The following is a 13,749-nucleotide window of genomic DNA, read 5'->3' as shown; positions in this document are numbered from 1 at the left end:
CGATGAAGGTGTTGCCAAGAAAGTGAGTACAGTCTATTTTTAGTTTGTATACATAATGGCGTGCGGTGACGTCACGCACGGCGCGCGAAGGCAGGCGCAAGGGAGGAGCGAAGGCAGGCGCAAACGCTGCGCCCGGAGGGTAGCGTTCAGCTGAAGTGTCTCGTTGAAACGATCGGCTGAAGCGCGCTATTCAGGGAGCCCCAGGCGTCGTTGCTCATGTGTCTGGCTAGGCTCTGTCCGAAAAGTCGACGAGCGAAGGTTAGACAAGGCAAAAATTGGTGAGAAAGCGCAGTTTACAGGGTGTAAATGAGCATTTTGATCCGATTTTTAACGCCGTATTGCCGAGCGCAGGCACTTTTCAGACAAGCCTTAAAAGCGCCTGGTCCCGTGTGCCTGCCACCACGACCCGGGCCCCAGGTTCCAGAAACTGTGTTTCAGGTGCCCATTCAACCGCAGGCGTCCGGGGGCCGCAGGCACGCCACCTTGCTCTGTCGCCTATGTACTTGCACGCTCGCACGGCAGTGGTGGCCCCGGCCATCGCCCGACTTTCAGGAGAAGCTACCCATGACAACAACATCCTATCCGCGTGATCTGATCGGCTATGGTCGCACGCCTCCCCATGCCAACTGGCCGGGCAAGGCCAGGATCGCCGTGCAGTTCGTGCTCAACTACGAAGAGGGCGGCGAGAACTGTGTGCTCCATGGTGACGCGGGCTCCGAGCAGTTTCTGTCCGAGATCATCGGTGCCGACAGCTATCCCGATCGCCATCTGAGCATGGAATCGATCTACGAGTACGGCTCCCGTGCCGGGGTCTGGCGAGTGCTGCGGGAATTCGAGCGGCGGGGGCTGCCGTTGACGGTATTCGGAGTCGCCATGGCGCTGGAACGCCACCCTGAACTGGCCCACGCCTTCAAGGAGCTGGGGCACGAGATCGCCTGTCATGGCTATCGCTGGATTCACTACCAGCAGGTCTCGGAGAAGGTCGAGCGGGAGCACATGCGCAAGGCCATCGAGATCTTCGAGCGGCTCTACGGCGAGCGTCCTCAGGGTTGGTACACCGGCCGCGACAGCCCCAACACGCGGCGGCTGATACTCGACGAAGGCGGTTTCCTCTACGACAGCGACTACTACGGCGACGACCTGCCGTTCTGGACCTGCGAGGCCGACAGCCAGGGCCAGCACCATCCGCATCTGGTGGTGCCCTATACCCTGGACAGCAATGACATGCGCTTCGCCGCGCCCCAGGGCTTCAACACTGCCGATCACTTCTTCACCTATCTGCGTGATGCCTTCGATGTGCTCTACGCCGAGGGCGAGGACTCTCCCAAGATGCTGTCGGTAGGCCTGCACTGCCGCTTGATTGGCCGTCCGGGACGTTTTCGCGCCTTGCAGCGCTTTCTCGACCATATCGAGGCCCACGATCGGGTCTGGGTCACCCGGCGGATCGATATTGCCCGTCACTGGGCGGAGCAGTTTCCCGCGCCGACGCCGGCGCCGATCGGCTGACGCAAGCCATCGCCCTGATCTCCCCGAGTGTCGACCGCCTCGGGGAGCCCTTTCTCGCCCGTACTTCAGGAAATACCATGCTCGAATTGACCGCACATCCCCTGACGGCGGAGGCCTTCGCCCCCTTTGGCGAGGTCATCGACGCGCGCAACTCCGCCTCCTTTCCGATCAATGCTGGTCGCACCCAGCGCCACCATGATCTGGTGCCGATCGAGACCCTGGGCGACAACGCGCGGCCGATGATCAGCCTGTTCGTCAGCCAGCCCATCGAGTTGCCGCTGACGCTGTCCTTTCTGGAGCGCCATCCTCTCGGCAGCCAGGCCTTCATGCCGCTGCATGAGGAACGCTTCATCATCGTGGTGGCTCCGGCCGGCGATAGCATCGACCCTGCCGAGGTCCGTGCCTTCGTCACCGACGGCCGCCAGGGCGTCAACTACCGCGCCGGTACCTGGCACGCCATCCAGTCCGTGCTGGAGCGTGAAGGCGAGTTTCTCGTCGTCGATCGCGGTGGTGACGGCAACAATTGCGACGAATACCCCCTCGAGATTCGCGTCACCCTGGGTGAGTGACGAGCCCCGTCGACCGGGCGAAAGACACGGCTGAGCGATACTGCTGCATGGCATACGGGCCAACAACAAGGATTTTTCAATGAGCACTTCTCAACCGACACGACACTACTATGCGCCCCGCGGTGGGCATCCGGACCAGAAGGTGATGACCACCGACAGGGCGATGTTCACCGAGGCCTTCGCGGTGATCCCCAAGGGCGTCTATCGGGACATCGTCACCAGCAAGCTGCCCCATTGGCACAACACCCGGCTGTGGGTGCTGTCACGGCCGCTGTCGGGGTTCGCCGAAACCTTCTCCCAGTACATCATGGAAGTCGGCCCGGAGGGCGGCAGTGAACGTCCGGAGCCCAACCCTCAGGCGGAAGGCGTGCTGTTTGTTGTCGAGGGTGAGCTTGAGCTGACCCTGGCGGGCCAGGTGCACGTGATGGTGCCCGGCGGCTACGCCTTTATCCCTCCCGGCAGCGACTGGCAGGTGCACAATCGCAGCAAGGAAGCCGTGCGTTTCCACTGGATACGCAAGGCCTACGAACGCGTCGACGGTATCGATCTGCCCGAGCCCATCGTCACCAACGAGAACGATATCGCGCCGACGGTGATGCCGGATTGCAACGAGGTGTGGGCGACCACCCGCTTCGTCGATCCCGACGACATGCGTCACGATATGCATGTGACGGTGGTGACCTTCCAGCCCGGCGGAGTGATTCCCTTCGACGAGACCCATGTCATGGAGCACGGCCTCTATGTGCTCGAGGGCAAGGCGGTGTACCACCTCAACCAGCAGTGGGTCGAGGTCGAGGCGGGAGACTACATGTGGCTGCGCGCCTTCTGCCCGCAGGCATGCTACGCCGGTGGTCCCGGTCCGTTCCGCTACCTGCTGTACAAGGACGTCAATCGGCACATGAAGCTGCCGACGCTGGACTGAGCGACCAGGGCCTCGACCCGGAAAGCGAGCTCGATCGAGGCCCCTGACCCCGCCCCCCTCTCGCCCCTTATAGGGAACCTGCTGCGTGCTTCTCCTGGCGCAGCAGGGTTTCCAGCGCGGGGGCCTCCATCGGGCGGTAGAGCAGGAAGCCCTGCATCAGGGTGACGCCGATTCGTTCGAGGCGAGCCTCCTTGGCGTCCTTGTCGACGCCCTCACAGATGACCTGCAGGCTCAAGTGCCGGCACAACTGGTACACCGATTCGACGACACTGGCCTGGCGGGGCAGGTGAATGTTGTCGATCAGCGTCTTGTCCAGCTTGATGAAGTCCACGCCAAGCTGGCTCAGGTAGTTGAAGGAGGAGTACCCGCTGCCGAAGTCATCCAGTGCGAACTGGACGTCCATGGATTGAAACAGCTTGATATCGGAAAGCGTTCGGGGAAGGTCCTCGAGCAGGGCCTGTTCGGTGATCTCGATGCCCAGCGAGTTGATCGGGCAATCGTTGAGCGCATTGAAGAAGCATCGCCGGACGTTGCCGCTGGAAAAGAACAGCGGCGTCACGTTGATGAACAGACGCTTGGAAAACCCCGCCTCATTCCACTGCCGCACATGGTGAGCGGCAGTCCTTATCACCCAGCATTCGATGCCTTCCATGACGCCGGGGTGGTGGCGCAGCACGTCCAGAAACTGCGGGGGATGCAGCAGGCCCTGGGCATCGCGATAGCGCAGCAGGGCCTCGATGTGCTTGATGCGGTGAGTGCTGACGTCGACGATGGGCTGGAAGACCAGTTCGAGCTGGCCTTCATTCAGCCATTTCAGGGTTCGGTCTGCCTGCTTGATACGACTCCAGCGGCTGACGTTCTCTTCCATCAGCACAATATCCAGGGCGTCATCGCCAAACGCCGAGTCGCTTGCATTGCGCGAGGGAAAGACTGGGTATTCGTCCTTGCTGGAGCGCTCGCGGTGAACATAGCGGCGCCACGCCACGCTGTATATCAGCACCCCGCAGCCGATACAGGTCAGTTGCAGCAGCATCGATGGCAGGTAGACGCCATCGAAGGCCAGGTAGCTCGAGATCAGATAAGGCACCGCCCAGTGGACGCTGTTGGGTGGCGGCGCCACCCAGCCCATGGACATGGCGGCGTAGGCCAGGCTGGCATTGATCGTCGGCACCGAGATAAAGGCCCAGGCCATGCGCAGGTTGAACACCAGCGGTATGCCAAAGACCAGGGTCTCGCTGATGTTGAACAAGGTCAGCGGGGCGGAGATGCGCGCCAGCGACTTGTACTCCCGGCGGGAACTCACCACCAGCATCACCAGCATCAGGCACAACACTGAGCCCGCCCCACCCGGGGTGGCGTAGAGGGTGAAGAATTCCGGCGAGGGCAGCCCCAGCACGTCGCTCTTGTTCTGCAGGTATTCGAACACCCCCAGCATGGTGGCGTAGCCGTGGATGGCGAACAGCGACAGCACCTGCAGAAACATCACGAACAGGATGACCTCCAGGTGATAGGGAATACGGTCCACCAGCAGCGCATAGATGTCCTGGGCGTAGCGATCGGCGAGGGCGACGAAGACAAAGCGCAGCACGATGGCCAGCATGACTGCCATGACGCCAGGCAGCACGTAGCGCAGGTTGAAGGTGATCATCTGGCTCATGACCACTCGCTGGGGATGGCTCCGGGTGTTCTCCCGGGCGAATAGCTTGAAGGTGGTGTGGGTCAGCAGGATGGCGGGGTAGATGGCGATGGTCGACCCCAGGCTGCGGGTCTGCTGGCCGACTTCGGAGTAGAGCTGATCCCAGCCGCACAGGATCCAGAACACCGGCAGTGACACCAGCATGACGGCCGGTGCACGGATGCGGTTGTGGCTGTTCAGTGACCAGCTCAACGACAGCAGGATCACTTCGGGAAACAGCTCTCCGAGATAGCGGGCCAGGTGGCTGACATAGACGGCGATGCCGGTGTCGATGCCAGCGAAGTGAAACAGATTGGCGGCCACGGTCACCGCTGCCATCACGATGACGTAGGGCAGGATCGACAGATAGGCGTTGCGAATGGCCAGCAGGGTGCGATGCGCCGACAGGCTGGACAAGCGCTCATCGATATCGCGAAAGTTGGCCATCGTGTCGATCACCGTGGCAGTCGATCTCGAGCGCCCGGTGACGCTTGCGCGCAGGAGAGCGGGGCAGGGGCAAGAGCAAGAGCAAGAGCGTCATTGGCTGGCGCACCATGAAACGCTGGGCAAGGTTGCCTTCCCGTCTGGTCATCAGAGGTGATTGCGGCGGGTGCCCGCCAATCCGACGGCCTGTCGTGCTTTAGACCGCACAGTTTATCGAGTATAGCCCGTTGCTGTGCGGGTGAGTGTTCCTGTTCCGCTCACTCTTCTTGACGTTTTCTCTGGTTCATCCGCACGGCGCCGTGCTTTCGAATCTTTCCTTGTCCGCGCGACCGCCAGTTGTCGCGCGATTCGCCCGGATGGGCGATGCCCGTTACGGCACATCTCACCGATCACTCGTTGTATCAGGGACTTGTCGACGCAAGTTGGCTGACGCCAATGGGCTAATGGAAAAAATTTCCAAAAATGTTTGCGGGGCGCTTGTCTGGCTGCTAGAAATAATGGAAAGAGATTCCAAAAAAACAGTTTCGTATGATGTTGCGCTGCAAAAAATGTATACAATAATAGACGATTCAGGAGATGCATCATGACTCGCATGACTGCTGCCGACGCCGCTGTTCACGTACTCATCAAGGAAGGTATCGAGGTGGCCTTCGGCGTGCCCGGGGCCGCGATCAACCCCTTCTATTCGTCGATGCGACGCGTCGGCGGGATCGACCATGTGCTGGCGCGCCATGTCGAGGGCGCCTCCCACATGGCTGAAGGCTATACCCGCACGAAGGCCGGCAATATCGGGGTCTGCATCGGCACCTCCGGGCCTGCCGGGACCGACATGATCACCGGGCTCTACTCCGCCAGCGCCGACTCCATACCGATCCTCTGCATCACCGGCCAGGCTCCGGTCAGCAAGCTGCACAAGGAAGACTTCCAGGCGGTGGATATCCAGGCCATCGCCGGGCCCGTGACCAAGTGGGCGATCACCGTGCGGGAGGCGGCCCAGGTGCCGCACGCCTTCCAGCAGGCCTTCCAGATCATGCGTTCCTCGCGTCCGGGGCCGGTGCTGATCGATCTGCCCATCGACGTCCAGTTGACCGAGATCGAGTTCGATGTAGACGCCTATGAGCCCCTGGCGGCCTACAAGCCGCGGGCCAGCCGTGCCCAGTGCGAAAAGGCCCTGGGTATGCTCAACGAGGCCGAGCGCCCCTTGCTGGTGGCGGGAGGAGGCATCATCAACGCCGACGCCGCCGGCGAGCTTCAGACCCTGGCCGAGCTGCTCGGAGTGCCGGTGATTCCGACCCTGATGGGCTGGGGCGCGGTGCCGGACGATCACCCGCTGATGGCGGGCATGGTGGGGCTGCAGACCTCCCACCGCTACGGCAACGCGACCCTGCTCGAGTCGGACTTCGTGATGGGGATCGGCAACCGCTGGGCCAACCGTCACACCGGCAATCTCGAGACCTACACCGAAGGCCGCACCTTCGTGCACGTCGATATCGAGCCGACCCAGATCGGGCGCATCTTCGGCCCCGACTACGGCATCGTTTCCGACGCCAAGGCGGCGCTCGAGATGATGGTCGAGGTGGCCCGCGAGTGGCGTGAACAGGGGCGGCTCAAGGATCGCAGCGGCTGGGCCGAGTCCTGCCAGGAGCGCAAGCGCACCATGCTGCGCAAGACCCACTTCGACGATGTGCCGGTGAAGCCCCAGCGGGTCTACGAGGAGATGAACAAGGTCTTCGGTCGCAACGCCCGCTACATCAGCACCATTGGCCTTTCACAGATCGCCGGGGCCCAGTTCCTGCACGTCTATCGACCGCGCCACTGGATCAACTGCGGTCAGGCTGGCCCCCTGGGCTGGACCATTCCTGCCGCCCTCGGTGTCTGCCGGGCGGATCCCGAGGCCGAGGTAGTGGCGCTGTCGGGGGACTATGACTTCCAGTTCATGATCGAGGAGCTGGCGGTTGGGGCGCAGTTCAAGCTGCCCTACGTCCACGTGCTGGTGAACAACGCCTATCTCGGCCTGATTCGCCAGGCCCAGCGCGGCTTCGACATGGACTACTGCGTGCAGCTCGCCTTCGAGAACATCAACTGCGAGGAGATCGACGGCTACGGCGTCGACCATGTGTCGGTGGTCGAGGGACTGGGCTGCAAGGCGCTCAGGGTCAGTCGGCCCGATGACATTGCGCCGGCGCTGGAGCAGGCCCGCGAGTTGGCCCGTCAGCACCGCGTGCCGGTAGTGGTCGAGGTCATCCTCGAGCGGGTCACCAATATCGCCATGGGCACCGACCTGACCGGTATCAACGAGTTCGAGGCGCTGGCCGAGAACCTCGAGGACGCACCGAGTTCCATCGCTGCCTTGACCTGATTCAGCTCGAACTGAGAGCGACGGCCGCCGTGGTCTGGCGGTCGTCGATCGACGAAGTGTCTTACGCGCAACAGGAGATTTTCATGGCCAAGTTTGCCGCCAACCTGAGCATGCTGTTCACCGAAGTGGACTTTCTCGATCGCTTCGAGGCCGCCGCCAAGGCCGGCTTCCAGGGTGTCGAGTACCTTTTTCCCTATGATCATCCCGCCGAGGAGATCAAGGCGCGGCTCGACGCCCATGGCCTGACCCAGGTGCTGCACAACCTGCCGGCCGGCGACTGGGCCGCCGGAGAGCGCGGTATCGCCTGCCACCCGGATCGCGTCGAAGAGTTTCGTGCCGGCGTCGACACCGCGATCGCTTACGCCACCACCCTGGGCTGTGGTCAGGTCAACTGTCTGGCCGGCATCGTGCCCCAGGGCGTCAGTCAGGACGAGGCTCACCGTACGCTGGTCGACAACCTGCGCTACGCCGCCGAACGCCTGGCCGACGCCGGTATCGTGCTGTTGGCCGAGCCGATCAATACCCGTGATATCCCGGGCTTCTTTCTCCATCGCACCGAACAGGCGCTGGCGCTGTTCGATGAGGTGGGCAGCGACAATCTGAAGCTGCAGTACGACATCTATCACATGCAGATCATGGAGGGCGACCTGGCGCCGACGATGGAGCGTCATCTCGCACGCATCGCCCACGTGCAGCTGGCGGACAACCCCGGACGTCACGAGCCGGGCAGTGGCGAGATCCACTATCCCTTCCTTTTCGCCCACCTCGACCGGATCGGCTATCAGGGCTGGATCGGCTGCGAGTACAAGCCGGCCACGACCACCCAGGAAGGCCTGGGCTGGTTCGACCAGGCCGGGGCGTGATCCCGATATTCGTAACCCCCTGAAAGATCAGGCAAGGAGAATCACAATGAGCAAGATCGGTTTTATCGGACTGGGCATCATGGGGCGTCCCATGGCGGGACATCTGCTGGATGCAGGGCATGAGCTGGTCAGCGTCAAGCGCGGCAAGCTCGACGCGACCCTGGCGAAAAAGGGGCTCAGTGAGGTCGCAAGCCCCAGGGCCGTGGCCGAGGCCAGCGAGGTGATCATCACCATGGTCCCCGACACCCCGGATGTCGAAGACGTCCTGTTCGGCGAAGACGGCGTGATCGAAGGGCTCAAGCCCGGCACCCTGGTGATCGACATGAGCTCGATCGCCCCGCTGGCGACCCAGGAGTTCGCTCGCCGTATCCATGAGGCCGGGGGCGAGTATGTCGACGCGCCGGTATCCGGCGGCGAGGGGGGCGCCATCAATGCCGCCCTGACGATCATGGTGGGCGCAACAGAAGAAGGCTTCAAGCGTGCCTTGCCGCTGTTGGAGGTGATGGGCAAGACCATCACGCATATCGGCGGTCACGGGGCCGGGCAGACCTGCAAGGTGGCCAACCAGATCGTGGTGGCGTTGACCATCGAGGCGGTATCCGAGGGATTGCTGTTCGCCTCCAAGGCAGGCGCCGACGTGGCCAAGGTGCGTGAGTCGCTGCTGGGTGGTCTGGCCCAGTCGAAGATCCTCGACGTGCACGGTGAGCGGATGATCCAGCGGACCTTCGATCCTGGCTTTCGTATTCGCCTGCATCAGAAGGATCTCAATCTGGCACTGGAAGGAGCGCGAGGGCTCAATCTGGCGCTGCCGGGTACCGCCAACGCTCAGCAACTGTTCCAGTCCTGTGCCGCCCTGGGTGGCAGCGACTGGGATCACGCCGGTATTGTGCGTGCCCTCGAGGCCCTGGCCGATCACGAAATCGGTCAGTAGACGGGTTCGAGCCCTCGGGCCGGCAAGGTCCGGGGGCCGGGCAGGGAGATGACTGCTCCCTGAACGGCGGGTGTGAGGTCGTCACTCGTCGGGATCGCGCAGGCGATCCTTGCTCGCCGATGGGCCCCCCCATTTTTCCCATCGGTGAGCTCTTTTTGCTGTCAGGCGACGCTTGATGCCAGGCGATGCTGACCTGAGCCCTGGTTGTCCTTCTTCCTGGGCATCTCTCTCGTATCGACGGAAAGAGGGATTGCGATAGCCTCTTGAGCAAGGCAGCCTTGAACAGGTATCACTGCTGGCGAGCCCCGCTATCACGAAAGTTTTGTAGTTTAATTACAGGTCGCGATCAAATTTTCCTGCGCCGGAAAAGGCGTGCTCGAATTCCGTGATGATCCTCGTATATCATCAGGTTGCGCCTAACCTTGGCGCATTGCAGAGGTGGTGGCACCAGCATCTTGGCCTTTAGTGGTGGTCGCTACAGCGATCATTTTGTAGTAAAATTACAGGATTCGGATCTGGATGCCATCGAAGTGGCTTCCACCTATCCTGCTTGCGTCATTTTCGAACCAGTCGAGGACAGCATGAGCCAACTCCCGCATACCCCCGTACGTCGTACCAAGATCGTTGCCACCCTCGGGCCCGCCAGTGATCGTGAAGGGGTCCTGGAGGAGATGCTGCGTGCCGGCGTCGACGTGGTTCGCCTCAATTTTTCCCATGGCAGCGCCGACGACCATCGCCGCCGCCTGAACGAGGTCCGGACCATCGCCGATCGACTCGGTCGCAGTGTGGCCGCGCTGGGGGATCTTCAGGGACCCAAGATCCGCATCGCCCGCTTCGCCGAGGGGGCGGTCAATCTGGAAGAAGGCGCTGACTTCGTCATCGATGTGTCGATGGATTCCCAGGCCGGCGACGCCACTCGGGTCGGCTGCGACTACAAGGAACTGGCCGACGACGTGGCCGGTGGCGACCGTCTGTTGCTGGACGATGGCCGCGTGGTGCTGGACGTGGATCGCGTCGACGGCAGCCAGATCCATACCCGTGTGGTGGTCGGCGGCAAGCTGTCCAACAACAAGGGCATCAACAAGCAGGGCGGTGGCCTGTCGGCGCCGGCACTGACCGACAAGGACAAGGAAGACCTCAAGACCGCCATCGATATCGGCGTCGACTATCTGGCCGTGTCCTTTCCGCGTACCGCCGAGGACATGCTGGAGGCGCGTCGCCTGCTGGGCGAGGCCGGCGCCGAGATCGGCCTGGTCGCCAAGCTCGAGCGCGCCGAGGCGGTGGCCTCCGATGAAACCCTGGATGGCATCATCGAGGCCAGTGAGGCGGTGATGGTGGCGCGTGGTGACCTGGGCGTCGAGATCGGTGACGAGAAGCTGATCGGTACCCAGAAGCGCATCATCAAGCATGCCCGCAGCCATAACCGCGCGGTGATCACCGCCACCCAGATGATGGAGTCGATGATCGAGTCGCCGCTGCCCACCCGGGCCGAGGTGTTCGACGTGGCCAACGCGGTGCTGGACGCTACCGACGCGGTGATGCTGTCGGCCGAGACCGCCGCCGGCGACTACCCGGTGGAAACCATCGAAGCCATGGATCGCGTCTGTCTGGGCGCCGAGCGCGAGCGTATCGCCCAGGAGTCCGGGCACCGCATCCACGAAGGCTTCGAGCGCATCGACGAGACCATCGCGCTGTCGGCGATGTACGCCGCCAACCATCTGGAGGGGGTGGCCGCCATCGCCTGCATGACCTCCACCGGTTACACCCCGCTGATCGCCTCGCGCATCCGCTCGGGCCTGCCGATCGTCGGGCTGGCCCACAACCCCATCGCCCAGCGGCGCATGGCGCTGTATCGCGGGGTCATCTCGCTGCCCTTCGACACCAGCGAAATGTCCGCCTCCGAGCTCAACGACCGCGCCCTGGAGCGTCTGGTCAACCACGGCGTGGCCGTGCCGGGGGATCACGTCATCCTGACCCGCGGCGACCACATGAACGCCCACGGTGGCACCAATACCCTGAAGATCCTGGACGTCAACGACGGTCACGTCGCTGGCTGAACCTTCACTCAGCCCGATGCACAGGTTCCGCGCCCGATCCAATGGATCGGGCGCGGTCGTTGTGGGGTGCCACCACTGGTGTATACATATGATGCGCCGAATGTGGTGCAATGGCAGAAAACGTGAGAAGGTCAAGCTTTCCAAGATGATGGGTAGGCAGCAATGAGCAACGCCTGGCAGCAAGAGGTGCTGGCCGAGATCAAGGCCGGGGGACGCATCAGCGATGGGGATATCGTACGCCAGGTTCGCCGAGCCGTGTTGGCCCAGCGGCTGCCGCCGGGCACTCGACTGCCCGAGGTGACGCTGGGCGAGGTGTTCGGCGTGAGTCGTTCGGTGGTGCGCAAGGCGCTGACGCGTCTGGCCTCCGAATACGTGGTCGACCAGCGTCCCAATCAGGTGGCGAGGGTGCGTTCACCGGACGTGGACGAAACCCGCCAGACCTTTGCCGCCCGACGCCTGGTGGAAGGTGAGCTGGCGGCGCTGACCGCCGGCACGCTGCCATCGACGGTACTGCTGCAGATCGAGGATCGTGCCGACCGTGAGCGTCAGGCCTTTCTCGCCAATGATGAGCCTTCACGCATCGAACATTCCCTGGCGATCCACCACCTGCTGGCGGAGCATTCTCCCAACCGGGTGCTGGGCACCATGCTCACTGACCTGATCCTGCGCACCTCGATCGTCATCGCGCTGTACAAGCGCCAGGGGCTCGGTAGCTGCTATCTCGAGGGCGATCACCACCGTCTGCTCGAGCACCTGCGCAGTGGCGACGCCGCAGCCAGTCGCAACGACATCGAGCATCACCTCGACAGCCTGATGGGCCTTCTCGACCTGGGACCACGGGACAGCCGTATCGACCTCAAGTCGATCCTGGGCGGCGAGGGTTGAGGCGAGACTCCTTTCTTCCTGATTGCCGCCGCGAGCCGTGTTGATCATGCGTTTTCCCTTGTCGATCCTTCTCCTTGGCCTGTCTCTCGGACTTGCACCGATGTCCGCCGTGGCCGACCGGGTTCACGTCGCGGCGGCGTCTTCGCTGCAGTTCGCGATGCCCTCCCTGATCGAGCGCTTCAAGACGAGCGACAGCGGCGCCAGCAAGGATGGCGACATCGACCTCAGCGTCACCTTCGGCGCCTCGGGCAATCTGCAGCGCCAGATCGAACAGGGGGCGCCCTTCGCGTTGTTTCTGTCGGCGGACGAGCGCCGCGCTCAGGACCTCGAGCAGGCCGGGCTGACCCAGGGCGAGGGCGTCGACTATGCCCAGGGCCGGCTGGTCTGGCTGCAGCGTGACGATCGACCGCTGCCGCCGCAGGACGCACCGCTTGAGGCGGTGCGCGAGGCGGTCGCAGGGCTTGAGCAGGGCGGCCCTGCGCGGCGTATCGCCCTGGCCAACCCGCGCCACGCCCCTTATGGCATGGCCGCCCGCGAGGTACTCGAACGCCAAGGGCTGTGGCAGGCAAGTGAACCCCTGCAACTGTTGGGTGAAAACGTCGCCCAGGCCGCCCAGTTCGCGCTGTCCGCCGAGGCCTCCGGTGGCCTGGTCGCCTATTCCCTGGTCAAGGCGCCACGCCTGGCCGAGCGCGCTGCCTGGCGGTTGATCCCGGCTGACTGGCATCGACCGCTGGTACAGCGCATGGTGCTGCTCGAAGGGGCGGGCGCCGGCGCCGAGGCCTTCTTTGACTTCTTGCAGACGCCCGAGGCGCAGGAGATTCTGCGGGATTATGGCTTCACTGCGCCCGTGACCGGCGAGTAGCCGCTTTATGGACGCTCTGGCGCTGGTCGTCTCGCTCAAGCTGGCCTTGCTGACCAGTCTCTTGTTGCTGGCACCGGGTATCTGGCTTGGGCGGCGCCTGGCCCACAGCCGGTCACGCTGGCGGCCGCTTGCGGAATCCCTGGTGGCACTGCCGCTGGTGATGCCGCCCACCGTCATGGGCTTCTACTTGATGCTCACCTTCAGTGCCGACGCCCCGCTGGGCGGCGCCTGGCAGGCGCTGACCGGCACCAGCCTGAACTTCTCCTTCAGCGGCATCCTGCTGGCCTCGCTGGTGGTCAACATTCCCTTCGCGGTACAGCCGATCCAGCGTGCCTTCGAGGCCTTGCCGGACCACCTGCGTGAGGCCGCCTGGTGCAGTGGGCTATCGACCTGGCGCACTTTTATGACCATCGAACTGCCGCTGGTGATGCCCGGTGTCATCTCGGCGCTGGCGTTGACCTTTGCCCACACCCTGGGGGAGTTCGGCGTCATCCTGATGGTGGGCGGGGCCATCGATGGCGAGACCCGCACCCTGGCGATTTCCATCTACGACCACGTCCAGGCCTTCGACGAGGGGGCCGCCGGGGTGATGTCGGCGCTGCTGCTGGTGGTCTCCTTCGTGACCATTGCGGTGGTCTACGGGCTGGCGGCGCGCCGCCGCTGGCGGGGGCGTTGA

At 63.4% G+C, this 13,749-nt stretch carries 11 protein-coding genes; 10 read left to right on the top strand and 1 reads right to left on the bottom strand.

All coding sequences use genetic code 11. From position 1 onward, the window contains the following. Positions 1-564: 564 nt before the first annotated feature. From puuE to NFG58_RS16295, 3 genes are all read left to right on the top strand, one after another. Positions 565-1,506, top strand: a complete 942-nt coding sequence (puuE, locus tag NFG58_RS16305) for an allantoinase PuuE (RefSeq protein ID WP_045995184.1) — start codon at positions 565-567, stop codon at positions 1,504-1,506. Positions 1,507-1,583: 77 nt separating this feature from the next. Further along, positions 1,584-2,075 carry an ureidoglycolate lyase gene (locus NFG58_RS16300; RefSeq protein WP_045995185.1) on the top strand — a complete coding sequence of 164 codons (492 nt, stop codon included), beginning with the start codon at positions 1,584-1,586 and terminating at the stop codon, positions 2,073-2,075. A gap of 79 nt (positions 2,076-2,154) precedes the next feature. Further along, the gene (locus tag NFG58_RS16295; RefSeq protein ID WP_213229131.1) at positions 2,155-2,997 is read left to right on the top strand and encodes a bifunctional allantoicase/(S)-ureidoglycine aminohydrolase; all 843 of its coding nucleotides are present in this window, start codon (positions 2,155-2,157) and stop codon (positions 2,995-2,997) included. Between the two features lie 67 nt (positions 2,998-3,064). Here NFG58_RS16295 and NFG58_RS16290 read toward each other — a convergent pair whose 3' ends face one another. Next, on the bottom strand, positions 3,065-5,119 hold the full coding sequence (locus NFG58_RS16290; protein ID WP_348826987.1) for an EAL domain-containing protein: 2,055 nt from the start codon (positions 5,117-5,119) through the stop codon (positions 3,065-3,067). Positions 5,120-5,699: 580 nt separating this feature from the next. On the opposite strand from NFG58_RS16290, the gene gcl reads away from it, so the two are divergent. The 7 genes from gcl (at position 5,700) to modB (ending at position 13,749) form a co-directional block, all read left to right on the top strand. After that, entirely contained in the window at positions 5,700-7,475 is a 1,776-nt protein-coding gene (gcl, locus tag NFG58_RS16285; RefSeq protein WP_213229135.1) for a glyoxylate carboligase, read from the top strand. An 83-nt stretch (positions 7,476-7,558) separates the two neighbouring features. After that, complete coding sequence (gene hyi, locus NFG58_RS16280) at positions 7,559-8,338, top strand: hydroxypyruvate isomerase (protein WP_348814741.1); 780 nt, start codon at positions 7,559-7,561, stop codon at positions 8,336-8,338. 46 nt (positions 8,339-8,384) lie between these two features. After that, positions 8,385-9,269, top strand: coding sequence for a 2-hydroxy-3-oxopropionate reductase (locus NFG58_RS16275; RefSeq protein ID WP_348826986.1), 885 nt, complete (start codon positions 8,385-8,387; stop codon positions 9,267-9,269). Positions 9,270-9,850: 581 nt separating this feature from the next. Then, on the top strand, positions 9,851-11,326 hold the full coding sequence (pyk, locus tag NFG58_RS16270; protein ID WP_045994096.1) for a pyruvate kinase: 1,476 nt from the start codon (positions 9,851-9,853) through the stop codon (positions 11,324-11,326). Positions 11,327-11,488: 162 nt separating this feature from the next. Beyond that, a complete protein-coding gene (locus tag NFG58_RS16265) occupies positions 11,489-12,211 on the top strand; it encodes a GntR family transcriptional regulator (RefSeq protein WP_045994095.1) in 723 nt (240 codons plus the stop codon). Between the two features lie 46 nt (positions 12,212-12,257). Beyond that, complete coding sequence (gene modA / locus NFG58_RS16260; RefSeq protein WP_348826985.1) at positions 12,258-13,073, top strand: molybdate ABC transporter substrate-binding protein; 816 nt, start codon at positions 12,258-12,260, stop codon at positions 13,071-13,073. A 7-nt stretch (positions 13,074-13,080) separates the two neighbouring features. Continuing rightward, a complete protein-coding gene (gene modB, locus NFG58_RS16255) occupies positions 13,081-13,749 on the top strand; it encodes a molybdate ABC transporter permease subunit (RefSeq protein WP_222515969.1) in 669 nt (222 codons plus the stop codon).

This window comes from Halomonas sp. RT37 (assembly GCF_040070525.1).
In the GTDB taxonomy this organism is placed as follows: domain Bacteria; phylum Pseudomonadota; class Gammaproteobacteria; order Pseudomonadales; family Halomonadaceae; genus Halomonas; species Halomonas litopenaei.
Note: the sequence above shows the minus strand (reverse complement) of the source record. Positions and strands in the feature narration are given on the sequence as shown.